27 protein-coding genes and 1 pseudogene are annotated in these 22,448 nt (G+C 70.0%); 20 read left to right on the forward strand and 8 right to left on the reverse strand.

Annotation, left to right across the window (positions count from 1 at the left end):
* Window positions 1–70 precede the first annotated feature (70 nt).
* The 10 genes from ACZ7L9_RS13360 (at window position 71) to ACZ7L9_RS13405 (ending at window position 11,400) form a co-directional block, all read left to right on the forward strand.
* Window positions 71–841, forward strand: coding sequence for a CoA transferase subunit A (locus tag ACZ7L9_RS13360; protein ID WP_471415030.1), 771 nt, complete (start codon window positions 71–73; stop codon window positions 839–841).
* The gene (locus ACZ7L9_RS13365; RefSeq protein WP_471415032.1) at window positions 841–1,488 is read left to right on the forward strand and encodes a CoA transferase subunit B; all 648 of its coding nucleotides are present in this window, start codon (window positions 841–843) and stop codon (window positions 1,486–1,488) included. The genes ACZ7L9_RS13360 and ACZ7L9_RS13365 overlap by 1 nt, the downstream gene beginning before the upstream one ends.
* The gene (locus ACZ7L9_RS13370) at window positions 1,485–2,699 is read left to right on the forward strand and encodes a thiolase family protein (RefSeq protein ID WP_471415034.1); all 1,215 of its coding nucleotides are present in this window, start codon (window positions 1,485–1,487) and stop codon (window positions 2,697–2,699) included. The genes ACZ7L9_RS13365 and ACZ7L9_RS13370 overlap by 4 nt, the downstream gene beginning before the upstream one ends.
* A gap of 8 nt (window positions 2,700–2,707) precedes the next feature.
* On the forward strand, window positions 2,708–3,478 hold the full coding sequence (gene pcaH, locus ACZ7L9_RS13375) for a protocatechuate 3,4-dioxygenase subunit beta (RefSeq protein WP_471415036.1): 771 nt from the start codon (window positions 2,708–2,710) through the stop codon (window positions 3,476–3,478).
* Window positions 3,478–4,080: a protocatechuate 3,4-dioxygenase subunit alpha gene (pcaG, locus tag ACZ7L9_RS13380; protein WP_471415038.1), complete on the forward strand. Its 603-nt coding sequence runs from the start codon at window positions 3,478–3,480 to the stop codon at window positions 4,078–4,080. Before pcaH ends, pcaG begins: the two co-directional genes overlap by 1 nt.
* On the forward strand, window positions 4,067–5,518 hold the full coding sequence (gene pcaB / locus ACZ7L9_RS13385; protein WP_471415040.1) for a 3-carboxy-cis,cis-muconate cycloisomerase: 1,452 nt from the start codon (window positions 4,067–4,069) through the stop codon (window positions 5,516–5,518). The genes pcaG and pcaB overlap by 14 nt, the downstream gene beginning before the upstream one ends.
* A gap of 55 nt (window positions 5,519–5,573) precedes the next feature.
* Window positions 5,574–6,758: a bifunctional 3-oxoadipate enol-lactonase/4-carboxymuconolactone decarboxylase PcaDC gene (pcaDC, locus tag ACZ7L9_RS13390; protein WP_471415041.1), complete on the forward strand. Its 1,185-nt coding sequence runs from the start codon at window positions 5,574–5,576 to the stop codon at window positions 6,756–6,758.
* Window positions 6,759–6,760: 2 nt separating this feature from the next.
* The gene (locus ACZ7L9_RS13395) at window positions 6,761–7,933 is read left to right on the forward strand and encodes a 4-hydroxybenzoate 3-monooxygenase (RefSeq protein WP_471415042.1); all 1,173 of its coding nucleotides are present in this window, start codon (window positions 6,761–6,763) and stop codon (window positions 7,931–7,933) included.
* Window positions 7,934–8,743: 810 nt separating this feature from the next.
* A complete protein-coding gene (locus ACZ7L9_RS13400; RefSeq protein ID WP_471415044.1) occupies window positions 8,744–10,333 on the forward strand; it encodes a N,N-dimethylformamidase beta subunit family domain-containing protein in 1,590 nt (529 codons plus the stop codon).
* Window positions 10,334–10,506: 173 nt separating this feature from the next.
* Entirely contained in the window at window positions 10,507–11,400 is an 894-nt protein-coding gene (locus ACZ7L9_RS13405) for a sulfurtransferase (protein WP_471415046.1), read from the forward strand.
* 136 nt (window positions 11,401–11,536) lie between these two features.
* On the opposite strand, the gene ACZ7L9_RS13410 is transcribed toward ACZ7L9_RS13405, so the two are convergent.
* Window positions 11,537–12,145, reverse strand: a complete 609-nt coding sequence (locus ACZ7L9_RS13410; protein WP_471415047.1) for a GOLPH3/VPS74 family protein — start codon at window positions 12,143–12,145, stop codon at window positions 11,537–11,539.
* A gap of 192 nt (window positions 12,146–12,337) precedes the next feature.
* Between ACZ7L9_RS13410 and ACZ7L9_RS13415 the strand changes: the two genes are divergently transcribed.
* Together ACZ7L9_RS13415 and ACZ7L9_RS13420 are read left to right on the forward strand one after the other, a co-directional pair.
* The gene (locus tag ACZ7L9_RS13415) at window positions 12,338–12,670 is read left to right on the forward strand and encodes a hypothetical protein (RefSeq protein WP_471415048.1); all 333 of its coding nucleotides are present in this window, start codon (window positions 12,338–12,340) and stop codon (window positions 12,668–12,670) included.
* 324 nt (window positions 12,671–12,994) lie between these two features.
* Window positions 12,995–14,962: an ATP-binding cassette domain-containing protein gene (locus ACZ7L9_RS13420; RefSeq protein ID WP_471415049.1), complete on the forward strand. Its 1,968-nt coding sequence runs from the start codon at window positions 12,995–12,997 to the stop codon at window positions 14,960–14,962.
* A gap of 303 nt (window positions 14,963–15,265) precedes the next feature.
* On the opposite strand, the gene ACZ7L9_RS13425 is transcribed toward ACZ7L9_RS13420, so the two are convergent.
* The 7 genes and pseudogenes from ACZ7L9_RS13425 to ACZ7L9_RS13455 all read right to left on the reverse strand — a co-directional run bounded on the left by ACZ7L9_RS13425 (window position 15,266) and on the right by ACZ7L9_RS13455 (window position 18,076).
* Window positions 15,266–15,574, reverse strand: coding sequence for a monovalent cation/H(+) antiporter subunit G (locus ACZ7L9_RS13425; protein ID WP_471415051.1), 309 nt, complete (start codon window positions 15,572–15,574; stop codon window positions 15,266–15,268).
* The gene (locus tag ACZ7L9_RS13430; RefSeq protein ID WP_471415204.1) at window positions 15,574–15,873 is read right to left on the reverse strand and encodes an MrpF/PhaF family protein; all 300 of its coding nucleotides are present in this window, start codon (window positions 15,871–15,873) and stop codon (window positions 15,574–15,576) included. Before ACZ7L9_RS13430 ends, ACZ7L9_RS13425 begins: the two co-directional genes overlap by 1 nt.
* Window positions 15,870–16,358, reverse strand: coding sequence for a hypothetical protein (locus ACZ7L9_RS13435; RefSeq protein WP_471415213.1), 489 nt, complete (start codon window positions 16,356–16,358; stop codon window positions 15,870–15,872). Before ACZ7L9_RS13435 ends, ACZ7L9_RS13430 begins: the two co-directional genes overlap by 4 nt.
* A 328-nt stretch (window positions 16,359–16,686) precedes the next feature.
* A pseudogene (locus ACZ7L9_RS13440) lies at window positions 16,687–16,873 on the reverse strand (SDR family oxidoreductase); the annotation flags it as partial.
* Window positions 16,821–17,018, reverse strand: a complete 198-nt coding sequence (locus ACZ7L9_RS13445; RefSeq protein WP_471415214.1) for a hypothetical protein — start codon at window positions 17,016–17,018, stop codon at window positions 16,821–16,823. The gene ACZ7L9_RS13445 and the pseudogene ACZ7L9_RS13440, both read right to left, overlap by 53 nt.
* A 200-nt stretch (window positions 17,019–17,218) precedes the next feature.
* On the reverse strand, window positions 17,219–17,761 hold the full coding sequence (locus tag ACZ7L9_RS13450; protein ID WP_471415053.1) for a hypothetical protein: 543 nt from the start codon (window positions 17,759–17,761) through the stop codon (window positions 17,219–17,221).
* Window positions 17,762–17,920: 159 nt separating this feature from the next.
* Window positions 17,921–18,076: a DUF6131 family protein gene (locus ACZ7L9_RS13455; RefSeq protein ID WP_471415054.1), complete on the reverse strand. Its 156-nt coding sequence runs from the start codon at window positions 18,074–18,076 to the stop codon at window positions 17,921–17,923.
* A 472-nt stretch (window positions 18,077–18,548) separates the two neighbouring features.
* Here ACZ7L9_RS13455 and ACZ7L9_RS13460 point away from each other — a divergent pair, with 472 nt between their 5' ends.
* From ACZ7L9_RS13460 to ACZ7L9_RS13495, 8 genes are all read left to right on the forward strand, one after another.
* Window positions 18,549–18,932: a gas vesicle protein GvpO gene (locus tag ACZ7L9_RS13460; protein WP_471415056.1), complete on the forward strand. Its 384-nt coding sequence runs from the start codon at window positions 18,549–18,551 to the stop codon at window positions 18,930–18,932.
* An 89-nt stretch (window positions 18,933–19,021) separates the two neighbouring features.
* Complete coding sequence (locus ACZ7L9_RS13465; RefSeq protein ID WP_471415057.1) at window positions 19,022–19,486, forward strand: gas vesicle structural protein GvpA; 465 nt, start codon at window positions 19,022–19,024, stop codon at window positions 19,484–19,486.
* Between the two features lie 3 nt (window positions 19,487–19,489).
* Entirely contained in the window at window positions 19,490–20,203 is a 714-nt protein-coding gene (locus tag ACZ7L9_RS13470; protein ID WP_471415059.1) for a GvpL/GvpF family gas vesicle protein, read from the forward strand.
* Window positions 20,204–20,212: 9 nt separating this feature from the next.
* A complete protein-coding gene (locus ACZ7L9_RS13475) occupies window positions 20,213–20,464 on the forward strand; it encodes a gas vesicle protein GvpG (RefSeq protein ID WP_471415060.1) in 252 nt (83 codons plus the stop codon).
* 81 nt (window positions 20,465–20,545) lie between these two features.
* The gene (locus ACZ7L9_RS13480) at window positions 20,546–20,992 is read left to right on the forward strand and encodes a gas vesicle protein (protein WP_471415061.1); all 447 of its coding nucleotides are present in this window, start codon (window positions 20,546–20,548) and stop codon (window positions 20,990–20,992) included.
* The gene (locus ACZ7L9_RS13485) at window positions 20,989–21,804 is read left to right on the forward strand and encodes a GvpL/GvpF family gas vesicle protein (RefSeq protein WP_471415063.1); all 816 of its coding nucleotides are present in this window, start codon (window positions 20,989–20,991) and stop codon (window positions 21,802–21,804) included. Before ACZ7L9_RS13480 ends, ACZ7L9_RS13485 begins: the two co-directional genes overlap by 4 nt.
* The gene (locus ACZ7L9_RS13490) at window positions 21,801–22,049 is read left to right on the forward strand and encodes a gas vesicle protein (RefSeq protein WP_471415064.1); all 249 of its coding nucleotides are present in this window, start codon (window positions 21,801–21,803) and stop codon (window positions 22,047–22,049) included. The genes ACZ7L9_RS13485 and ACZ7L9_RS13490 overlap by 4 nt, the downstream gene beginning before the upstream one ends.
* On the forward strand, window positions 22,039–22,446 hold the full coding sequence (locus ACZ7L9_RS13495; protein WP_471415065.1) for a gas vesicle protein K: 408 nt from the start codon (window positions 22,039–22,041) through the stop codon (window positions 22,444–22,446). The genes ACZ7L9_RS13490 and ACZ7L9_RS13495 overlap by 11 nt, the downstream gene beginning before the upstream one ends.
* Window positions 22,447–22,448 lie beyond the last annotated feature (2 nt).

Here is a 22,448-nt window from a genome sequence, read left to right on the forward strand (position 1 = left end):
GCGGCGGCAGACTCCACGCAAGCGAGTGAAGGAAACTTCACTATGCGAACACTACTGGATGGACGGTCCCATGGACAAGGTGGTCGGGTCAGCAGCACTGGCCGTGGCCGACGTGCCGGACGGCGCGTCGATAGCGGTGGGAGGCTTCGGTCTCAGCGGCGTGCCGAACGTGTTGATCGATGCCCTGCACGCACGAGGTGTGAGCGGACTCGAAGTCGTCTCCAACAACTGCGGGGCGATGGATTCCGGACTCGCGGTGCTGCTCGCCGCGGGCCGGATCAGCCGGGTCACCGGCTCGTACATCGGCGGGAACAAGGAGTTCGCCCGGCAGTATCTCGGGGGCGAGCTGGAGCTCGAACTCATCCCCCAGGGCACGCTGGCCGAGCGGCTGCGAGCCGGCGGAGCGGGCATCCCCGCGTTCTACACCCCCGCCGGCGTCGGCACCCAGGTCGCGGAGGGCGGACTGCCCTGGCGCTACGACGGCGAGGGCCAGGTGGCCCTGGCGTCGCCGGCGAAGGAGGTGCGCGCGTTCGACGGGACCGAGTACGTACTGGAACGCGGCATCCACACCGATTTCGCGCTCGTACGGGCCGCGAAGGGCGACCGGCACGGCAATCTGGTCTTCAACAAGTCCGCGCGCAACTTCAACCCGCTCGCGGCCATGGCCGGCCGGGTCACCGTTGCGGAGGTCGAGGAGCTGGTCGAGCCGGGCGAGATCGACCCGGACCACGTCCACGTCCCCGGCATCTTCGTGCAGCGGGTGGTCGGGCTGACCCGGGAGCAGGCCGAGGACAAGAAGATCGAACAGCGCACGGTGACCGAGCGGGAGGCACGGGGCTGATGGCCTGGAACCGGAACGAGATGGCCGCCAGAGCCGCGGCCGAGCTGCGCGACGGCGAGTACGTCAACCTCGGCATCGGGCTGCCGACGCTGATCCCCAACCATCTGCCCGAGGGCGTCCACGTCGTCCTGGAGTCCGAGAACGGCATCCTGGGCACCGGTCCGTTCCCGTACGACGAGGACGTCGACCCCGATCTGATCAACGCGGGCAAGGAGACGGTGACCGTCCGGCCCGGCGCCTCGTTCTTCGACTCGGCGCTCTCCTTCGGCATGATCCGCGGCGGCCACATCGACACCGCCGTTCTCGGGGCCATGGAGGTGTCGGCCCGCGGTGACCTCGCCAACTGGGCAGTGCCGGGGAAAATGGTGACCGGCATCGGTGGGGCCATGGACCTGGTGCACGGCGCGCGCCGCGTCATCGTCACCATGACGCACGCCGCCAAGGACGGCAGCCCGAAGATCGTCGAGGAGTGCACGCTGCCGCTGACCGGCAGGGCGTGCGTCCACCGCGTGATCACCGATCTGGCCGTGCTCGACGTGACGGAGGACGGGCTCGTTCTGGTGGAGACCGCCCCCGGGGTGAGCGTCGACGACGTGCTGACCGCAACCGCCGCCCCTGTACGTGTCAACGAGAGGACCGGCTCATGAGTCTCCGACCACGAGACGTCTACGTCGTCGATGCCGTCCGCACGCCGATCGGCCGGTACAACGGGGCGCTGGCTCAGGTGCGCCCCGACGACCTGGCCGCCCACGCCATCCGCGCGCTGCTGGCCCGCACCCCGGAGCTCGATCCGGCGCGCATCGGCGACGTGGTGCTCGGCAACGCCAACGGCGCCGGCGAGGAGAACCGCAACGTCGGCCGGATGGCCGCGCTCCTGGCGGGACTGCCGGTCACCGTCCCGGGCGTCACCGTCAACCGGCTGTGCGCCTCCGGCCTGGAGGCCGTGGTGCAGGCGGCCCGCGCCATCGCCCTCGGCGACCACTCGCTGGTCGTGGCGGGTGGCGTCGAGTCGATGACCCGCGCCCCCTACGTGCTGCCGAAGAGCGACCGCGCCTTCCCGGCCGGGCACACCGAGATGTTCTCGACCACGCTCGGCTGGCGCATGGTCAACCCGAAGATGGACCCGCAGTGGACGGTGCCGCTCGGCGAGAGCGCCGAACTGATAGCGGAGAAACACGCCCTCAGCCGTGAGCAGCAGGACGAGTTCGCTCTCGCCTCCCACCGCAAGGCGTCCGGGGCACGGGCCGCCGGGCTGTTCGACGGGGAGATCGTGCCGCTCACGATCCCGCGCCGCAAGGGCGATCCGCTCGTCGTGGACCGCGACGAGTGCATCAGGGACGAAGCTTCACTGGAGGCGATGGCCAAGCTCCGTCCGTCGTTCCGTACGGAGCACGGCACCGTCACCGCGGGCAATTCCTCGCCGCTCAACGACGGGGCGGCCGCGCTTCTGCTGGCAGACGAGGAGGGGCTGCGGGCCACCGGCCGCGAGCCGCTGGCCCGGATCTCGGCCACGGCGGTGTCCGCCAACGAGCCGCAGTACTTCGGTCTCGCGCCCGTCGAGGCCGTGAACCGGGCACTGGACCGGGCGGGCAGGACCTTCGCCGACCTCACCACGCTCGAACTCAACGAGGCGTTCGCCGCCCAGGTGCTGGGCTGCGTCGCCGAGTGGCCCGACCTCGACCCCGCGATCCTCAACCCGCGCGGCGGCGCGATCGCGATCGGCCACCCGCTCGGCGCCTCGGGCGCCCGGCTGGCGGGCGCGGTCGCCCACCAGCTCAAAGCAGCCGGGTCCGGCGTCGGCGTGGCCACGCTGTGCATCGGCGTGGGCCAGGGCTCAGCCCTCGTACTGGAAAGGTAGAACCCCGCATGACCACCTCGCTCACCCAGGGCGACATCAGCGCCGAGATCCGCGAAGCGCGCGAGCAGTACGCCGGGCACCTCGCCACGGGCGGCCCGGTCCGCCCGCACCCGGACCGGGCCTACGCCCCGTACCGCAGCAGTGTGCTGCGCCACCCGAAGCGGCCGCTGCTGCCCGCCGGCGACCCGGAGGCCGTCGAACTCACCGGGCCGGCCTTCGGCGTCACCGACATCACCGATCTGGACCACGACCTGACGCGTCAGCACTCCGGCGAGCCGCTCGGCGAGCGGATCACCATCACCGGCCGGGTCCTGGACCGCGCCGGGCGGCCGGTGCGCGGACAGCTGGTCGAGATGTGGCAGGCCAACGCGTCGGGCCGGTACGCCCACCAGTGCGACCAGCACCCCGCACCTCTCGACCCCAACTTCACCGGTGTGGGGCGGTGCCTGACGGACGATCAGGGAGCGTACTCCTTCGTCACCATCAAGCCGGGCGCCTATCCCTGGCGGAACCACACCAACGCCTGGCGTCCCGCGCACATCCACTTCTCGCTGTTCGGCTCCGCGTTCGCGCAACGCCTGGTCACGCAGATGTACTTCCCCGGCGATCCGCTGTTCGCCTACGACCCGATCCTCCAGTCGGTCACCGACGACACCGCCCGCAACCGTCTGGTCGCCACGTACGACCACGACCTGTCCGTCCCCGAGTGGTCGCTCGGCTACCGCTGGGACATCGTCCTCGACGGACCGTCCGCCACCTGGATCGAGGAGGGCCGCTGATGTCCCGTCCGACGTTTCCCGCACCCCGCGCCGATCTGGCCCCCACCCCGTCCCAGACGGTGGGCCCCTTCTACGGCTACGCGCTGCCGTTCGCGAAGGGCGGTGACATAGCGCCGACCGGCCACCCGGACATGATCACCCTGCACGGTCACGTCCTCGACGGGGCCGGGGAGCCGGTGCCCGACGCGATCGTCGAGGTGTGGCAGCCCGCCCCGGACGGCTCGCGCGCCGGGGCGCCCGGATCGCTGCGCCGCGACCCGGTGACCGGTGCGGTCATCGGCCGTGACGGTCTGGTGTTCACCGGCTTCGGCCGGGTGAACACGGACGCCGACGGCCACTTCACCGTGCGGACGCTGCCGCCGGGAGGGGTGCCGTACCTGTCACTGGCCGTCTTCGCCCGCGGGCTGCTGCACCATCTGTACACCCGGGCCTATCTGCACGACGCGAACGGCCGCACGGCCGACGCCGTGCTCGCGCAGTTGCCGCCCGAGCGCCGGGCCACGCTGGTCACCGCGCCGGACGGGGCGGGCGTGCACCGCTTCGACATCCGTCTCCAGGGCGACGCGCAGCACGAGGAGACGGTCTTCCTTGACTTCGGCTGATTCCGCTGCCTCGGCTGATTGCGCCGCGGACGTCGGTCTGCTCACCCCGGTCGGGGCGGGTTGCGCAGTGGCGGGACTGACGGGCGACACGGCCTACGTCCGGGCCATGCTGGACGCCGAGGTGGCCCTCACCCGAGCCCAGGCGTCGATCGGCCTCGCCCCGGAACCGGCCGCGCGGGCAGTCGAGGCAGCGGCCGCGGCACCCGGCCGGTTCGACCCCCGCGACCTGGCGCTCCGGGCCCGCTCCGGCGGCAACCCGGTCATTCCGCTGGTCGCCGATCTCACGGCGGCCGTACGGGAGGTGGACGCGGCGGCCGCGGCCCATGTGCACCGGGGCGCGACCAGTCAGGACATCCTCGACACCGCCACGATGCTGGTGGCGTCGAGGGCGCTGGCGGCGGTGCTCGCGGATCTCGCCCGGGTCGCCGCGGCCCTCGGACGGCTGGCCACCACCCACCGGGACACTCCGATGGCGGGCCGGACGCTGACCCAGCACGCGGTTCCGACGACCTTCGGTCTCAAGGCGGCGGGCTGGCACGCGCTGGTCCTCGACGCCTACGACCGCCTCACCGCCGTCCGGTCCGCTCTCCCTGCCCAACTGGGCGGCGCCGCAGGCACCTTGGCCGCGTTCTCGGCATTTGCCGAGACTCCGGACGGTGCCGTCCCGGCGGAGCGGTCCCGGAGCGCCGACGCACGGGACCTCGGGGTGCGGCTGCTCGCGGCCTACACCGCCGAGACCGGGCTGGCGGAGCCCGTACTGCCATGGCACGTGCTGCGCACGCCGGTCGCCGAACTCGGCGGGGCACTGGCCCTCGCGGCCGGTGCCCTCGGCAAGGTCGCGGCCGATGTGCTGGTGCTGTCACGGACCGAGATCGGCGAGGTGTCCGAGGGCACCGGCGGCGGTTCCTCCGCCATGCCGCACAAGGCCAACCCGGCCCGTGCGACACTGATCGCGGGCGCGGCACGACGGGTGCCGGCGCTGGCCGGCGTGCTGTACGGCTCGCTCGTCGCCGAGGACGAACGCCCGCCCGGTGCCTGGCACGCCGAGTGGCAGACGCTGCGCGACGCGCTGCGCACGGTCGGCGGAATGGCACAGACCGCGGTGTCGCTCGCGGAGGGGCTCCGGGTCCATCCGGACCGCATGCGCGGCAACCTCGACGCCACACACGGACTGATCGTCACCGAACGTCTGGTCGCCGTCCTCGCGCCGCTGGCCGGACGGGCCGAGGCCCGTGCGGCGGTGACCCGCGCGGGCGAGCGGGCCGTCCTCGAAGGGACCGGGCTGCTCGAAGCGCTGCGCGGCGAGCCGGACCTCGCGGGGCTGGTCCCCGAGGAGCGGCTGCGCGCTCTCACCGATCCCACCGCCTACCCGGGTTCGGCCGGCGCGCTCGTCGACCGCGCGCTGGGCCGCAGCGGCCACGGGCGGCCGGCGCCGTAAGCCCGGACACGCACTCCCGCACCCCCGACCGGCACCAGCTCGTACAAGGAGCCTCATGACATCCCGCACCACAGCGGGCCTGCACCACCAGGTGGACGGCCCGCCTTCCGCACCGCCCCTCGTCCTCGGGCCCTCGCTCGGCACCTCGCTCGCCGTATGGGACCCGCAGGTCGCCGGGCTGACCCGCAGCCACCGGGTGGTCCGCTGGGACCTGCCCGGACACGGCGGCACCCCGGCAGATCTGCTGCCCGCGGGCGGCGTCGTCCCCGACCTGGGGCGCGAGGTCCTCGGAGTCGCCGACGCGCTCGGGATCGACCGATTCGCGTACGCGGGCATCTCGCTCGGCGGCGCCGTCGGGACCTGGCTCGCCGTCAACCACCCGGAACGGGTCACTTCGCTGGCGATCCTCTGTTCCTCGGCGCGTTTCGGTGAGCCGCAGGGCTGGCAGGACCGGGCCCGTGACGTGCGGACGTCCGGTATCGGACAGGTCGCCGACGGCTCGGCGGGCCGCTGGTTCACCCCCGCGTTCGCCGGTGACCCTGCCGCCCGGGCCCTCGTCGACACCATGCGCGCGACCGACCCCGGGGCTTACGCCGCGCTGTGCGAAGCGCTCGCGGTGTACGACCTACGGGCCGACCTGGGCCGGATCACGGCGCCCACCCTGGTGGTCGCCGGGCGCGACGATCCGGCGACCCCGGTCGCCCACGCCCGGGAACTCGCGGACGGCATTCCCGGCGCCGGTCTGGTCGAGATCCCCGGCGCCGCCCACCTCGCCAACGTCGAGCGGCCCGACGCCGTACTGTCGGCACTGCTCGGGCACTTCGCTGCGAGGACCGCGGCCGGGCCGGACGACGGCAGCCGCCACGCCGCCGGACTCTCCGTGCGCCGCGCCGTGCTCGGCGACACCTATGTGGACCGCGCTATCGCCAGTACCACCCCGTTCACCGCCGTCTTCCAGGACTTCATCACCCGCTACGCGTGGGGCGAGGTCTGGACGCGGCCCGGTCTCGACCACCGGACCCGTCGCTGTCTCACTCTCACCGCGCTGATCGCGCTGGGGCATCACGGCGAACTGGAAATGCATCTGCGCGCCGCGCTCGGCAGCGGCGACCTGACGCCCGAGGAGGTCCAGGAGGTGCTGCTGCAGTCCGCCGTGTACTGCGGGGTGCCGGCCGCCAACTCCGCTTTCGCGCTCGCAGACCGGATCATCGCCGAGACCGCCGCCCCGAAGGAGAAGTAACCATGCACACCACTGTCGGAATCATCGGGGGCGGCCCGGCCGGGCTGCTGCTGTCCCGGCTCCTCCACCGGGCGGGCGTCGACTGCGTCGTCCTGGAGAGCCGCGACCGCGCGTACGTCGAACAGCGCCAGCGCGCCGGCATCCTGGAGCAGTCGACCGTGGACGCGCTGCGCGAGGCGGCCGCCGCCGAACGGCTGGACGCCGAGGGGCTGGTCCACGACGGCGTGGAGCTCCGCTGGGAGGGCCGGGCGCACCGCATCGACTTCCCGTCGCTCACCGGTGGCCGCCGGGTGTGGGTGTACGCGCAGACCGAGGTCGTCAAGGATCTCATCGCCCTGCAAACGGCCGCCGGGGCCGCGCTGCACTTCGGTGCGCAGGTCCGGTCGGTCGAGGGCGCCGACACCGACCGCCCGACGGTCCACTACACCCACGAGGGCCAGGAGAAGACGCTCACGTGCGACTACGTCGTCGGCTGCGACGGCTTCCACGGGGTGACCCGGAACGCCGTCCCCGAGGGCGTGCGGCGCACGTACGAACGGGTCTATCCCTACTCCTGGTTCGGCATCCTGGCCGATGTCGCCCCGTCCTGCGACGAGTTGATCTACGCGCACTCACCGCGCGGCTTCGCCCTGCACAGCATGCGCTCGCCCGAGGTGAGCCGGCTGTACCTCCAGGTGCCCAACGGCACGGACCCGGCCGACTGGTCCGACGAGCGGATCTGGGACGAGCTGGACACCCGGTTCGCCCTGGACGGCTGGAAGCTGGAGCGGGGCGCGATCACCTCCAAGAGTGTTCTGCCGATGCGGAGTTCGGTCACCGAGCCGATGCGGTACGGCCGGGTGTTCCTCGCCGGGGACGCCGCGCACATCGTGCCGCCCACCGGGGCCAAGGGGCTGAACCTGGCCGCCGCCGACGTCGTCGTCCTGGCCCGGGCGCTGATCCGGCGCCAAGCGACGGGCTCGTCGGACCTGCTCGACGCCTACTCCGACACGTGCCTGCGCCGTGTCTGGCGCGCCGAGCACTTCTCGTACTTCATGACGACGACGCTGCACACCGATCCGGACCAGAGCGAGTTCGACACCCGTCTGCAGATCTCCCAACTGGACCGCATCGCGGCGTCGCCGCACGCGGCTGCGGAACTCGCCATGAACTACGCGGGGTTGCCGCTGCCGTAACGACCTCCCCCTTGCCGATCCGGCCGACGCCCCGCCGAGCGCGCGGCCCAATGTGTCTGCGACGAGAGGGCGGGCGCGGCCACGGAGGTGCCCGCCGAAGCCGCCGGCAGTCGGGCCGGCGCCGCGATCACCTGGGCGGGTTCCGGGTGATGGCGTCGACCGCGGCAAGCCAACTCCAAAAGCGCGTCGAGCCGGGCGCCCCGCTCGTTCAGCAGGTCGAAGACCCCGGTCCAGAGGCCCTCGCGATCCGCCGGCCGCAGTAGGCGATCCGTGAGTGAGGTGGTGGACCGGGGCCGGGACCATCGTGTCCGGCTCACCGCAGGAGCCGTAGCCGCGGCAGGGACGGACGGGTACGTCGCGGGGGTGTCAGCGCTCGGGGTCATGGGGCATCGCGCCTTGTGGTCGGCGTCCGGCGGTGTGTCCGGTGCGCTGTCGGCGCACCGATCGGACACCGCCGCAGGGGCTGGTTGTGCGGTTGGTCAGCCGGGCCAGAAAGCGCTTGCAGCGGACGCTAACGGGGGTCTGAATCCGCGGTCAATAGTCCGATGATCCCCGGTTCCGGGTGCCTACCGGTACACGTGGGCCTGATGGGGCTCGGGCACATCGGTGTGTCGCCGGCCTGACGTCGCGGACGCTGGAGGAACCCGGTGGGGGGGGCGACGGCAGGGTGGCGGGCGCGAGGAGACCGACCCCGGGACGGCCGCGCACCAGGCGGCCCGTCCCCGATTCGGCTCTCCCCGGGTCGTACCCGAGCGGGTGGCGGGTGACGATGGCCGGTGACAGAACTGAGGGACGGGTACGGCGGGCGACATGAAGCATGGTGAGGGGCAGAACGCCGGGATTCCCGGCCGGCTGGACCGCAGGCTCTTCCTCGCTGCGGCAGCGGGCGGGGCACTGGCCGGCGGCGCGGTGTTGACCGGCTGCCAGTCGTCCGCGACCGGGGGGACAACCGGCACCGGGTCCACCCCGCCCGACACCGGCCGCCCCACCGGCCAGGGGGACAGCACTCGGGCGGGAGACGCCGACTGGCGGATCCGTTCGGTGGGACCGCCCGAGGCCATCGAGGGCTACACCGACAAGGTGAGCGTGTTGCCGGGTGAGGAGTTCGGCTTGTACGTCTCCACCACTGCCCCGGCATTCCGAGTCTCGGCCTACCGCGTCGGCTGGTACGGCGGGGCGCAGGCGCGACTGGTCTGGCGTTCGCACCGTGTTGCCGGGTCGGTCCAGGCACGCCCCCGGCTGATCCAGGTCACGCGTACCGTACGGGCGGACTGGCGACGCACACTCCACGTCCGCACGAGCGGGTGGCCGGAGGGGGCGTATCTGCTGCGGCTGGACTCGGAAAGCGGCCACCAGCGTTACGTCCCACTGATCGTCCGCTCGGCAGACGCGGCGGGCAGGATCGTGCTGATGCACGCCGTAGCGACTTGGCAGGCGTACAACGAATGGGGCGGCTACAGCCTTTACCAGGGCGAGAACGGCGCATACAGCACGCGGTCGCTCGCCGTCAGCTTCGACCGTCCTTATGACCACAACGGCGCCGAGAAGTTCATGGTCTACGAACGGGCGGCGGTGGTCCTGGCGGAGAAGCTTGGCATCCCGCTCGCCTACACCACGGGCACGGACATCCATCGCGACCCCGGCATTCTCCACAACGCCGCCGGAGTTCTCTCCCTGGGACACGACGAGTACTGGACCCCGCAGCAACGGGCGTACGTCACCCGGGCGCGCGACGCGGGCACCAACGTGGCCTTCCTCGGCGCCAACGCCTGCTTCCGCAGGATCAGGCTGGAGCCGGACGCCACCGGCGCCGACCGCACTGTCGTCTGTTACAAGACGGATTACCGGAGCGACCCGTACCTCGCCGAACACCCGGACATGCCGACCAACGACTTCCGCCAGCCGCCGAGCGCCTCCCCCGAGTCCTCCCTGACCGGTGTCCTCTACGAGGGCTATCCCGTGGACGCCCCGTATGTCGTCGACCGGAGCGACCACTGGCTCTTCGAGGGGACGGGCGCGAAGCGAGGCGACTCCTTCGACCACCTGGTCGGGGTGGAGTACGACCGGGTCACTCCGGGCATGCCCACCCCGGCCCCGCTCGAAATCATCGCCCACTCGCCTCTCGTCTGCGCGGGCAAATACAGTCATGCCGACTCCGCCTACTACACCGTGCCGAGCGGAGCGGGCGTCTTCGCCTCCGGGACGATGCGGTGGGTCGAGGCCCTGATGGCGGGCACCCGCGAGAACGGACGCAATCACGGCATGGACGCCCGGACGGGGGCTTTCGTCACCCGCACCACGGAGAATCTGCTCCACGCGTTCGCGGCGGGCCCATGCGGCCGGAGCAGGCCGAAGCCCAAGGACAATGCGAGAGAGGTGTACGCGTCCGCACCACGCTGACGCCATGGATATCGCACCTGTCGGTGAACGCGGTTTGCCACAGGCACATCGGGCGGGCGTCCCGGAAGCGTCGAACCGCTGTTGACACGGGTCGAAAGCCGCTGCGATCTTGTGATCGCCGCGCGGTTCCGGGCCGGGTGGCCCTCATTTCCGGACCTGGACCTGGAGCAGACGTGGGCGACGACGAACCGGCATACGCAATCCGGGAAGACCTTCCCGGCCCGCTTCCGGGCCCTCTGGTCGGGGTCGGCTGGCTGGCGGCGCGGCTCGGCTCGCCTGGGCTGGTGGTCCTCGACGCCTCCGTGGGCACGCACCGCGGCTCCGGGCAGCGGATTCCGGGAGCGCGGCCCTTCGACATCGACGGGGCGCTCTCCGACCACACGGGGCCGTTGCCCCACACGATGCCCGACGCCGACCGGTTCGCCGACGAGCTGCGCGCCCTCGGCGTCCACGACTCCGACACCGTCGTCGTCTACGACTGCGTGGGCATCTACTCCAGCGCGCGTGCCTGGTGGATGCTGCGCGCGATGGGCTTCGACCGGGCAGCGGTGCTCGACGGTGGCCTGCCTGCCTGGGCCGGGGCCGGGCGCCCGCTGGAGAACGACCTGCCCGCGCCCGCCGTGGCACGTGGCGACTTCATCGCTCGGCCGCGCCCCGGGCTGATCGTCGGCAGCGGCGAGGTGGTCGCGGCCCTGGCCGACCCGGCAGCGGCCGTCTTCGACGCCCGCTCCGCGGAGCGGTTCTCCGGCGCGGTCGCCGAGACGCGTCCGGGGCTGCGCGCCGGCCATATGCCGGGGGCGGTCAATCTGCCCTTCGGTGAACTCCAGCGCGACGGCCGGATGCTCCCGGCGGACGAGCTGCGCGCCGCGTTCGGCGCCCTCGCAGGGGAACAGGAGCGGCTGTTCTTCAGCTGCGGATCGGGCGTCACCGCCTGCGTTCTGACGCTGGGGGCCGAACTGGCGGGGTACCGCGAACTGGCCGTGTACGACGGGTCCTGGAGCGAATGGGGGCTGCCCTCGGAGCTGCCCGTCGTGACCGGGGCGGAGAGCGGCGGGCCGCTGCGCTGACGCTGCCGGCAGCGCAGCGGTCCGCGGCGCCGCTCCCGACAACCCTCTCGCCGCGGCCAGGCCCCGTACGCCCTGCTCGACGTCGTGCGCGGCGTCCCGACGGCACCCTCCGCACGGCCGACGAGCCGCGTCCACATCACCCGCCTCGCCAAATGTTGTCGAAGGCCGCATCGTGGATGGCTCGCCGTTGCCGTTGGAACTCCAGGTCCCGCAACGCGTCATCGACGGCGGCAAGCACCGTCGCCACCGCGTCGTCGGCCACGCCCGGGTGGTCACCGGTCGGCTGGTCGCGGATTCCGACGGCCGCGGCAAGCGCGGCGAGAACGGGCTCATCGGACATCCAGCGCTCGGCCGCCTCGCGGCGAGCGGGCGAGTCGACCAACACCATCTGGCTGGACCGGGAAGGCGTCCAGTGCGTGTGCCGTGGCCGAGTGAGTTGCCCTTCCGCCTCCAGGGCATCCAGATAGGCCGTGGCCAGACCGCGACCCCTGCGCCACAGCCACTCGTCGAGCGACTCGTACGGCGCTTCCCGGACAAGCGACGACACGGCCTCGTCCAACAAGCGATCCGCCATGGCCGGCGGGTGGCTCGGCACGATCTGATCGCCCTCCAGCCTGATGGCCTCCGCGCCCAGGAGGTCGATCAGTTCACCGCCGGCGAGCGCGAGCGACAGATCGCCTCGGCCCACAGGACGACTGGTCGACATGTCCATGGCGGCGATCAACAGGTCCCTCGGTGTGGTCATGAATGACTCCACGCGTCAAGGGCATCAGCGGCGATGCGTCACTGAGCGGTTGGCCCGGCGCCCGGTGTGACACCGAGTGGCATGGCCGGCTGTCCGTATCGGCGGCCCCCACCGGTGCCGTGACCGGCTGTGTGCAGCCGACGGGAGTGAAGGTCGGCCGACCGACCCCTCATACCAGCATATGGAGCACGGATGGCAGCTGCATCCCGCGCCGATCGACCCGGCCCGCCGCAGGGCGTGGGCGGCCCCCTGTTCGCCAAGCCCCGGTCACCGGGCGGCGCCGCCGATCGGACCTTCCTGCCCCTGGACGCGCGCGCCCGTTCGGTCCCGCCGGGAGTGCTGCCAAGCCATGGAGTGCGTGGGTACGGGCGACAGCGGTCCGAGGTCGAGCGGCATGCCCTGGTCTGCTTCGCGGCAGCGGATGCCGCCGGCTGTCCGGCCCACGGGCCGAGGTACGGGGGTCGCCTGGTGATCCAGCGGGTCCGGCACACCGTGGAGCGGCTGATGAAGGGGACGTACGCGTGACGGAGGAGCGATACCGTTCGATCGCCGATGCGGTGCAAGTGCTGCTCCGCCCGGATGGGTAGGCACTGTGCGTACGAATGGGGCCGGTGCTGTGCACGGCGCCGGTGAACTGACCGTGGTCGGTGGACATCTGGAGGAGGGTGAGTCTCTCGACCAGGCCGCCCGGCACGAGGCAGGGTTCCGACGGAGCAGCCCCGGAGGGACTGTCCCCCTACACCTCGGCGATCTTCCGCATACTCATCGAAGGCCCTTCGTACCTGGCGCTGAACTGGACGGACCCGCTCGAGGAGGCAGCAAGTGAGGAAGTTCTTACGCCGTGTTCGGATGGTCGAGCCGGCTGTCTCCGCGGCCGAGCAGGAGTTGTTCGGCGGGCCGTTGCGCTACGACATGGGCTTTGCGGAGCACGAACATGCCCGGCTGGACCTGACGATGCTCTCGGCGATCCGGGCCATGCCCCGGCTGGTAGGCAGTACGCTGCGCCGGGCGTGGGCGGCGGACCGGCCGGCGCTGCTGGTCGTCGGTCTGAGCGAGGTCGGGCAGGGCATCGCGGCAGCCGTGGGTCTTCTGGCGGTCAACTCCGTGATGCATGCACTGCTCGGGGACGGGGATGCCGTCGACCGGTTGCACGCTGCTCTGCCCGCGCTCGTGGCCGGCGCGGTGGTCGCGGTGGTAAATGCCGGCCTCGCCGGGCTGTCCACGTCCCGGGCAGGCCGTCTGGAGCCGCTGGTCGAGCGGATCGCGACGACGGAGTACCTGGCTGCGGCCACGGTCGTCGAGTTGGAGGCGATCGAAGATCCGGAGTTTCGCCGCTTGATCGATGTGGCTCAGTTCGGGGCCGCCTCCGCCCGGCGCATGATCAGCGCGTGCGTGGCCGCACTCAACGGAACGATCTCCCTGATCGCCACGGCGGGCATCCTGACCGTCCTGGACCCGGCACTGCTCCCGATGTTGCTGTTGATCGCCGCTCCTCGTGGCTGGGGGGCGATGCGGGTGGCACAGGAACGGTATGTGTCGGTGATGACCTGGGTCGAGCACGTGCGCGCCAGCCGTCTGATCGGAAACCTGCTGACCGAACGCAGTGCGGCCCAGGAGGTGCGGATCCACGCGGTCGGTGCGTTTCTCTTGGATAAGTACCGCGGCATGGCCGAGAGCGCCGAGGCCGAGCAGAAGCGGCTCGCGAACGGCAAGGCGCTGACCGAGTTGGTGGCCGCCGCGCTGTCCGGTCTGGCGATGGCCGGTACCTATGGGGTGATGCTCTGGTTGATCGTGGCCGGCCACATGAGTCTGGCCGTGGCCGGTACTGCGGTGATCGCCGTGCGGTCGGGCTCGGCAAGTCTGGGTGCGCTGGTCATGAACGTCAACCAACTGCACGAGGAGAGCCTCTACGTGCAGGACCACGACCGGTTCTTGGCAGAGGCCGCGCGACGACGCATCCCCGACGGCGGGCAGCACCTGCCGGAGCGGGTGGGCGAAGTCGTCCTCGACAAGGTCACCTACTGCTATCCGGACCGTGACGCTCCCGCGCTGGACGGGGTCTCGGTAGCGTTTCCCATGGGTTCGGTGACCGCTGTCGTGGGTGAAAACGGCTCGGGCAAGAGCACCCTGATGAAGGTCCTCGCCGGGCTGCTGCTGCCACAGGCCGGCACGGTGCACTGGGGTGACGACGAGCTGTCCGGCCTCGACCGCTCACAGGTGTTCGACCGCGTGGCGCTGCTGACCCAGGACTTTCAGCGCTGGCCGGTGACCGCCGCCCTGAACATCCGCATCGGCCGCCCCGACCAGCACGCCGAGCACGAGGAACTCCAACCCTCCGTCGACTACGCCGGCGCCGCCGCAGTCATCGCGAAACTCCCCCACGGCCTGCGCAGCCTGCTGGCCCGCATGTTCCGCGGAGCCTCTGAGCTCTCCGGCGGCGAGTGGCAGAAGATCGGCCTGGCCCGCGCCCACTGGCGCACGGAAACCTCCCCGGCGGACAGCGTGCTGATCGTCGACGAGCCCACCTCGGCCCTCGACCCCGAAGCCGAGATCGCCGCCTTCGATGCCGTTCGCCAACTCGCCGGCCCGCACCGGGCCGTCGTACTGGTCACCCACCGTATGTCCGGCGTCCGCCACGCCGACGCCATCTACGTCCTCAACCGAGGCCGCCTCACCGAACACGGCAGCCACGACGAACTCATGGCCGCCCAGGGCCGCTACGCCGCAATGTTCGCCACACAGGCCGCCCAGTACGCAGCGGAGCCCCATGGCTCCGTACCGCGCCCCAGTACGCCGCCCGTCCCGGAACGCTCATGACCCTGCGTGGCGCGAGGATCACCGTGCCACCCATGAACACCGCCCCATCACCCCAGGCATTGACGTCCTCGTCCTACCCGAGCCGTCAGCCCTGGGCGGCCACCGCCACCAGGAGCACCGCGACTTCCACGGTCGCCGGCTGCGGCGGGGTACCGGCCCGGCACCGGCGACGATCCGCAGGCCCGCGCGGAGCACAGCACCTCCGGTCAGAGCGGAAACCAGGACGTAGACGGCCGGCAGCCACACTGCCTTCTCCCCAGCGGCGTGCTCGGCCACCGCTTTGCCCAGGCCAGTTGCCGATGTTCACGTCGGGGGTCCCTTCTCCACGAGCCCTTCTTCCTGGGCGGCGCTACGGCCGACGGCCATGGATGTGACGGGTCCGGCAACCGCCGAGAGCAAGGCGATGAACAGGAGCTTGACCGCGGTGCGGCCCGCTCCCGTTTCGAGAGCCAGTGCCAACGCGATCAACGGAAGACCCAGGGAGGTGGCCGGAGCGAGTACGTGCAGCCGCGCGTACGGGCCCGGCAGCACCACGAGGGCCAGCGCAGACATCAGCAGCACGGCCACCCCACAGCCGAGCAGGACCAGGGCGCACAGATGCCACATGTCCATCAACCCTCCCGGCTCCCGGACTCCTCGCCGTCGGGTCCCGGCAACTGTTCCCCGCCGACCATGAACCGGGCAAGCACGAGGGTGCCCGCCGGGGCCAGCACCGCCAGGACGAAAGCCAAGTCGTTGTAGCTGGTGCGCCGGAAGCCCTGAGCGGTCAGAAGGAACACCGCGCAGGCGATCGTTCCGGCCAGGCTGATCGCGACGAGCCGCTGGGAAGCGGTACCCCGCCAGGAGGCCCACACACAGGGCGACAGGCCGCCGGACAGCACCACGCACGCGGCAAGTAACCAGACGTTCACGAAACCCTCGTTCCACCGAGGGCCTGTTCCAGGCCGGAGGCCACATCGGTCAGCACATGGACCGTCAGCAGGTGTCCCTCGCCGGGGTCGCCGGGTGCGGTGACGTCGAGGACGCAGGATCCCGAGGTGGCCGACAGCAGGGCTGCAGCCCGTCCAGGATCCACATCCGGTCGTAGCCGCACGGTGATGACCCGGCCGCTGCACCGCTGCCCGCGCAGCACGGCCGCGGTCGCCGCAGCGAGCTGCCACGTCTCCCGCAACAGGGTCAGAGGAAACGCCGCCAGCGCCGAGGCCAGCCGGACGGAACCTCCGCAGTGCGGGTTTTCGGCACGGCGAACGGCTTCTGCTCCGGCCGCCCCGAACAGGGCCGCGCCCGCGCCCACTTCGAGTTCCACGGGCGATACCGGCGAGATCAGGACGATGTAGAGCAGAAACAGCAGCACCCACCAGATCAGCAGGGTGTGGCCGGTCGTGCCGCGTGCCATATGCAGCCTCCTGATGCGCTCGCCGATCCCCCGGTATACCTGTGGTGCCCTGCCGCCGGGTCGTTCCGGGCGGGACACGCCACGGCGCGGCGCTCCAATGCACGGCGCCTGTTGGTGGTACGGCTGCCTTCAGACACCAGGGCGCCTGGACAGCCATGCCTTCCCCGCAGCTTGGGTACGAGCACCCCGGCAGCCGCCGTGGTCCGCGGTGGTCTTGGATCCGGCGTGCACCGTGCGCCGCAGGCATGTGCCGCTTTCCGGGTCGGCGTTCACCAAGACCGGTGAGTCGGCCGAGGACCTCGCCGCGTTCCCGGACGGCGGAGCCTGCCAGCACGCTCCGGGCTGCCACTTCCGGTTGGTAGATCGGCGGGACCGGCTGCGGGCGGCGCGGCAGCCGGGACAGTACCCAGGAGAACTGCGGGGTATTCACCGCGGGCATCTGCGCCACGGTGATGCGCACGGTTACTGCCACTGTGCATCAGTTCGGCGCGCACCGACGAAGTGAAGCCGTTCACGGACGACCGGCCACCACATCATCTTGTTACCGAATGCCGCCTTGTCGTGCTCGAGGTAGATCTCTGCCGCGGTGACCAACGACCCGGCCGCGGTCAGCAGGGACAACGAGCGTTCGAACCGGCCGTGCCGCACGTTACGCACCATACGGTCCAGCAAGAACGTTGCCGATTGCGCTGACGCCTTTCGGTGCCAGTCAACTGGCTGCCCACCGTTTGGGCGGCCCTCGGTCCACCATCCTCATCGTGTCGGGCAAACGAGCAGGGCGACCCGGTCCCGGCTGACAGATCCTCAAACCAGAGGCCAGAGACGCGACCACAGCGAGAAGCGTTTCCGCGTCCCTGCTCTCACCGCTGCTGACCATCGTGCAGGAGCTCGTCGAACAAGGCGCGGTAGTGGACCATCGCGCCCCGCAGTTCTTCCGTGGAGGCCTGATGCCGACTGCTGCGGACATTGACGTCGTGGGCGACACGGTAGTGCTCCAGAGTGCGGCCGTGTTCAACCGACAAGTCGCTGACCTGTTGTTCGAATCCCTGGGTCGGGTAGCCGCGGTCGCTCATGAGCGCGGTCACGAGCCGGTCGGCTTCGTGGACCGCGTCGTCCGGCTGGTCGACAAACCGCCCTTGCGTTCGGCTCCATCCCTCGGCGTACTTGTCCCGCTCCATCGCCGACAGTGGCTTGATCTCCAGTGCATCGTGGCGTTGTTCGCGCTCACGCAGCTCCCGTTCGCCCGCCCGGCGGCTCTCTTTGTCCTCCACGGCCCGCTCGTACTCCGGACCGAACTGCTCCTTGAGGTGGCGTCGGCGTACGACCGTCCACGCCACCAGTGCGCACAGCACCAACACGACCACGATGGGGACGATGATCGCTATGAAGGTCCCAGTCGACATAACTCCTCGCTTGCATCGCCGAAAACGAAGAACGGACGGAGCTGTTCCCGCCTGTCTTCCCCGGTTTTTCTTTCTTCTGCCTCCTCCCCCAAGAGAGCCCAGCCCGCTGGAGAGCGACGCCAATGGCATTGGAACTGACGGACGAGTGGCTCTACCGCTCTACCAGTAGTGCCTTCGACCAGCGACTGCATGCCCCAGCGATCCCAATACCCACAGGAGAGCCCCGAGCACCAGGAGAATGATCCCGATCGTCCACAGTATCGAGATACTGGTCACGAATCCGACGACAAGCAAAATAATCCCGAGAACGATCACAGTGCGCTCCGATTTCGCGTATACCTACCTATTCACTGTGATCCCTGCGCGCCGCAAGGGCAACTGTTCGGGAAATGGCCACGTGGAAACGATCCTCACGTGGCCGGCTCTCCCGATGATCGCCTGTCGGAGGAGCAGGAATCGAGAGTGCACCGGGGTTTGACCCCGGACGATACGCACACCGCGCTGATCGCCACTGCGCTCGCCATCGGCACCCAGGACCCAGGACCCGGCGAAGGACAATTACCTCCTCGGGGTATGGCGCGCCCACTGGTCGCAGCGTTTTTCGCGGGGCAGTGGGCGATACTGAGCCGGCAGGAACTTCGGCACGTGATTGCGAGACTGCACCCAGCGTCGTACGGAGCCGTGCGAGGCAGGTCGAGATGCGGTCAGCCCAGGCCGTATATCATGTAATGGCGTCTTGTAAATGTGGCGCGGGCAGCATGTCGTCTCCGAATCCCGGAGAGGGAACATGGCCGTAGGTGAAGAGGACGAGACAGAGCGTCCGTCCGGCAAGAAGCCCGCCAAGAAGACCGTCAGGAAAACCAGCTCTGGACGGGTCGGCAGCCGAACGAGCGAAACGAAGCGCGCGTCCCGCAGGGTTTCGGCCCCGCGGGCCATGCGGTACGCGGCTGAGCAGCTCCAGGAGCTTCTCGGTCAAGCTCCCGAATCCGTCTCGGCGCTGAAACCGACGCAGGACGGCTGGCAGGCGGACGTGGAAGTCTTGGAGCTGGAACGTGTCCCCGGGACTACCAGCGTGATGGCCAGCTACCGGGTGATGCTGGACGAGGAAGGCGAACTGGTGGCGTACGAACGCACCCGGCGCTACACCCGAGGGCAGATCGACCGGGGCTGAAGCCCGGCATCGCACCGCCGCAGCACCGTTCGCGGACGAATGACAAGGCTGCGCCGACAGCCGGACGTGAGCCGCTGAAAGGAGGCACCATGACTGTGGTGCCGCAAGGCGGAGGAACCATTTCCAGGGGCGGCGGAGGAAGGACCGCGAACCTTTACGACATCGTCGATCTGATTCTGGACCGCGGCTTGGTAATTGATGTCTTTGTGCGTGTATCGCTGGTGGGTATCGAAATCCTCAAGATCGATGCCCGCATCGTCGTGGCGAGCGTGGACACCTACCTGCGCTTCGCAGAGGCCTGTAACCGCCTCGACCTGGAGCAGGGCCGCAAGGCGCCTTCCCAACTGACCGACCTGGTCGGCGAGGTGACTGAGGGCGGAGCACATGGGAAGACCAAGGGAGCGCTGAGCGGGGCCGCTGAAGTGCTGACCGATGCCCTCAAGGGGGGCCATGACGACGAGGAGACCGAGCAGTCCGGAACAAGGCGCAAGGAGCCCGAGGAGAGGCGGGAGCGGCCGAGGCGTCGGCCTGCCGCCCGGCGCCGCGAGGAGTGAGTCATGGCCGTATACGTCTACTCCATCGTCCTGACCACCCATCCGCAGCGCCTGGACGGCCTCAACGGGGTGGGGGACCCGCCGGCAACCCTCCGCACGGTGCACTCCGACAAGCTGTCCGCGGTCGTGAGCGACGCCCCTGAGGAGCTACGGCCCAAACGTCGGGATCTCGGCGCACACCAAGCTGTCCAGGAGCGGCTGATGGCCGACGGCACGGTTCTGCCACTGCAGTTCGGCTTCATCACCACGGACGACGACGCTGTCCGTACGGTTCTGGAGGACCGTACGGATGAGTTCAGCGAACGGTTGCGGGCGTTGGAGGGCTGCGTCGAGTACCACCTGAAGGCCGCCCAGGACGAGAATGCGCTGCTGCGCCAGATCCTTCAGGAGTCCGATGAGGCGCGCGAGCTCAACGACGCGATCAGAAGTGGCAACAGCAGCCCGGAACTGCCGCTCGCCCTCGGAGAGCTGGTCGCCCAGGAAGTGCAGGCGCGGCAGGATCAACTCGCGGCCGGAGTCCTCGATGCGCTGTGCGGATTCGCGCGGGAGGAACGCTCGTCGGAGGCGACCGGGAACGACTTCCTGAGTGTTTCCTTCTTGGTGGAGCGGGACAACGAGAAGAACTTCCTCAGCGAGGAGCAGGGTCTCGCCAAGGGACTGGGCGAGGACTTCAACCTGCGGCTGATCGGTCCGCTGCCCACCTACAGCTTCGTCTAGGGAGCCCTCATGGGACTGCTGACTCAACTCGCGACCCTTCCGCTGGCGCCGGTGCGCGGCGTGGCCTGGGTCATGGAGCGCGTCGTCGAGGCTGCGGAGAACGAGTACTACGACCCAGAACCCGTCGAGCGGGAACTCGCCGAACTCGAGCGACAGCTCGTGGCAGGAGACATCGACGAGGAAACATTCGACCGGCGCGAGGACGAGCTGCTGGACCGGATGGATGAGATCAGGGCCCATGTCAGTGGCATTGATGCCTGATCGCGGCAGCCGGCAAAACGGGAGCATGGCCACACGCTCCCGTTGAAGCGCCGGATACCAGGGAATCGAGGTGCAGCGGCCGTGACCGAACCCGTCGCCAGGAGGCTGGGCGATCTCCCATCGAGGTCCGCTCCGTACGGCCAAGGCTCCTCGGCCAATCTCGCCGACATCTTGGAGCGGGTCCTGGACAAAGGCATCGTCATCGCAGGCGATATCCAGATCAACCTCCTGGACATCGAACTGCTTACCATCAAGCTGCGCCTTCTGGTCGCCTCGGTGGACAAGGCGAAGGAAATGGGTATCGACTGGTGGGAGCACGACCCCGCACTGTCCTCCCGCGCCAACGACGGCTACCGGTCACTCGCCGAGGAGAACAAGCGGCTGCATGCTGAGATCGCGGCGCTGCGCGAGGACCGTGAGCTGCCACCGACCGAGGACGAGGAGAGTCGTCCTTCGGCTCCCCATCGCACCTCACGCACCAAACGGGCAGATTCCAGCCCCCGCAGCGATAGGCGGGACGAGCAATGACCGAGGCCATCACCTATGCGTACGCCGTCGCACGGGACGCCGACGGAACACTGGAGGAAGCTCTCTCCGGGCTCCCCGGGGTAGCGGATACGCCGGTGCATCTGGTGCGTGCAGGACAAGGCGACGATGTGGTGATCGCCGTGAGCCCGGTACCCGAGCGGGACTTCCAGGAAGCCGCGCTGCGAGCCCATCTTGAGGACTTGGACTGGCTGGAGTCAGTCGCCCGCGCCCATCACCGTGTGATTGAGGCGCTGGCCGCCCGCGCCACCGTCCTGCCACTTCGTCTGGCGACGGTATACCTGGACGACGAGCGGGTGCGACTCATGCTCCGGGCCCGCCACGAGGCGTTTGACAGCCGACTGACCGACCTGGCAGCGCAGGTGGAGTGGGGCGTCAAGATCTATGTCGAAGCGGCCGCGGCGACCGAGAGTCCGGCCGACCGACCCACAGATACGGATCTGAGCCCCGGGCGGGCCTACCTCAGCCGGCGCAGAGCACAGCGACACGCCCGCCAAGACGCCTATCGGGACGCCGAACAGGCAGCTGAGCGGGTCGAGGCCGTCGCCCGCGCCCATGCGGTTGATCGCGTCCAGCACCGGCCGCAGCAAAGCGAACTCGCCCGGACGCCGGGGGAGAACGTCGTCAACGACGCCTACCTTGTGCCGCTGCAGCATGCCGGAGGATTCCGCGCCGACGTGATGAAGGCCGCAGAAGGACTTCCCGGGGTACGCGTCGAAGTCACCGGGCCGTGGGCCCCGTACTCCTTCGCCACCCCCGCCGAGGCCGAAACACTGAAGAGGTCCGCGCCATGAGGGCGGCGGGCAGCCTGCCGGCGACGTCCGAGGAGCCGCTGCCGGACCGGCAGATCGCACTGATCGACCTGTTGGACCGGTTGCTCAGCGGAGGCGTGGTCCTCACCGGTGACGTCGTGCTTTCGATAGCCGATATCGACCTCGTACGCATATCGCTGCGCGCGCTGATCGTCTCCATCAGCGCGCAGAATCCCTCCCCGTGGCATGCCATATCAGCACCCGCAGGAGACGACCATGACAGGTGAGGACCGTCCACCAGTCAACCGCCTCGACGAGGTCGCCGACGCCGCCGCCCGCGCCTTCAGCATGCTGCCCGCGGTGCCACAGGACGTCCCGTCCCGGGGTGGGACGGAGGCGCGAAGGCCGGCCCACCGGGTCGCCACGGACCCGGACACAGTGGAACGGGACCTGATCAAGCTTGTCCTTACCCTCGTCGAGCTGCTGCGACAACTCATGGAACGCCAAGCCCTTCAGCGGGTCGACTCAGGAGATCTCACCGAGGAACAGGAGGAGCGCCTGGGAGCAACGCTGATGATTCTGCACAGTCGTATGATTGAACTCTGCGCCCGATACGACCTCTCCATGGAAGATCTCAATTTGGATCTCGGACCGCTCGGAACTCTGCTGCCGCCACCCGAATGATC

It is taken from the genome of Streptomyces sp. NPDC111516 (assembly GCF_055635345.1).

Bases quoted from the DNA above. Each gene is read 5' to 3' on its own strand.
- ACZ7L9_RS13425 (WP_471415051.1), bottom strand. From the start codon at position 15,574: ATGGACATGTGGCATCTGTGCGCCCTGGTCCTGCTCGGCTGTGGGGTG.
- ACZ7L9_RS13420 (WP_471415049.1), top strand. From the start codon at position 12,995: ATGGTCGAGCCGGCTGTCTCCGCGGCCGAGCAGGAGTTGTTCGGCGGG.
- ACZ7L9_RS13360 (WP_471415030.1), top strand. From the start codon at position 71: ATGGACAAGGTGGTCGGGTCAGCAGCACTGGCCGTGGCCGACGTGCCG.
- pcaDC (WP_471415041.1), top strand. From the start codon at position 5,574: ATGACATCCCGCACCACAGCGGGCCTGCACCACCAGGTGGACGGCCCG.
- ACZ7L9_RS13445 (WP_471415214.1), bottom strand. From the start codon at position 17,018: ATGGTGCGTAACGTGCGGCACGGCCGGTTCGAACGCTCGTTGTCCCTG.
- ACZ7L9_RS13475 (WP_471415060.1), top strand. From the start codon at position 20,213: ATGGGACTGCTGACTCAACTCGCGACCCTTCCGCTGGCGCCGGTGCGC.
- ACZ7L9_RS13400 (WP_471415044.1), top strand. From the start codon at position 8,744: ATGAAGCATGGTGAGGGGCAGAACGCCGGGATTCCCGGCCGGCTGGAC.
- ACZ7L9_RS13470 (WP_471415059.1), top strand. From the start codon at position 19,490: ATGGCCGTATACGTCTACTCCATCGTCCTGACCACCCATCCGCAGCGC.
- ACZ7L9_RS13485 (WP_471415063.1), top strand. From the start codon at position 20,989: ATGACCGAGGCCATCACCTATGCGTACGCCGTCGCACGGGACGCCGAC.
- ACZ7L9_RS13450 (WP_471415053.1), bottom strand. From the start codon at position 17,761: ATGTCGACTGGGACCTTCATAGCGATCATCGTCCCCATCGTGGTCGTG.
- ACZ7L9_RS13395 (WP_471415042.1), top strand. From the start codon at position 6,761: ATGCACACCACTGTCGGAATCATCGGGGGCGGCCCGGCCGGGCTGCTG.
- ACZ7L9_RS13410 (WP_471415047.1), bottom strand. From the start codon at position 12,145: ATGACCACACCGAGGGACCTGTTGATCGCCGCCATGGACATGTCGACC.
- pcaG (WP_471415038.1), top strand. From the start codon at position 3,478: ATGTCCCGTCCGACGTTTCCCGCACCCCGCGCCGATCTGGCCCCCACC.
- ACZ7L9_RS13465 (WP_471415057.1), top strand. From the start codon at position 19,022: ATGACTGTGGTGCCGCAAGGCGGAGGAACCATTTCCAGGGGCGGCGGA.
- ACZ7L9_RS13370 (WP_471415034.1), top strand. From the start codon at position 1,485: ATGAGTCTCCGACCACGAGACGTCTACGTCGTCGATGCCGTCCGCACG.
- ACZ7L9_RS13365 (WP_471415032.1), top strand. From the start codon at position 841: ATGGCCTGGAACCGGAACGAGATGGCCGCCAGAGCCGCGGCCGAGCTG.
- ACZ7L9_RS13490 (WP_471415064.1), top strand. From the start codon at position 21,801: ATGAGGGCGGCGGGCAGCCTGCCGGCGACGTCCGAGGAGCCGCTGCCG.
- pcaH (WP_471415036.1), top strand. From the start codon at position 2,708: ATGACCACCTCGCTCACCCAGGGCGACATCAGCGCCGAGATCCGCGAA.
- ACZ7L9_RS13435 (WP_471415213.1), bottom strand. From the start codon at position 16,358: ATGGCACGCGGCACGACCGGCCACACCCTGCTGATCTGGTGGGTGCTG.
- ACZ7L9_RS13495 (WP_471415065.1), top strand. From the start codon at position 22,039: ATGACAGGTGAGGACCGTCCACCAGTCAACCGCCTCGACGAGGTCGCC.
- ACZ7L9_RS13460 (WP_471415056.1), top strand. From the start codon at position 18,549: ATGGCCGTAGGTGAAGAGGACGAGACAGAGCGTCCGTCCGGCAAGAAG.
- ACZ7L9_RS13415 (WP_471415048.1), top strand. From the start codon at position 12,338: ATGGCAGCTGCATCCCGCGCCGATCGACCCGGCCCGCCGCAGGGCGTG.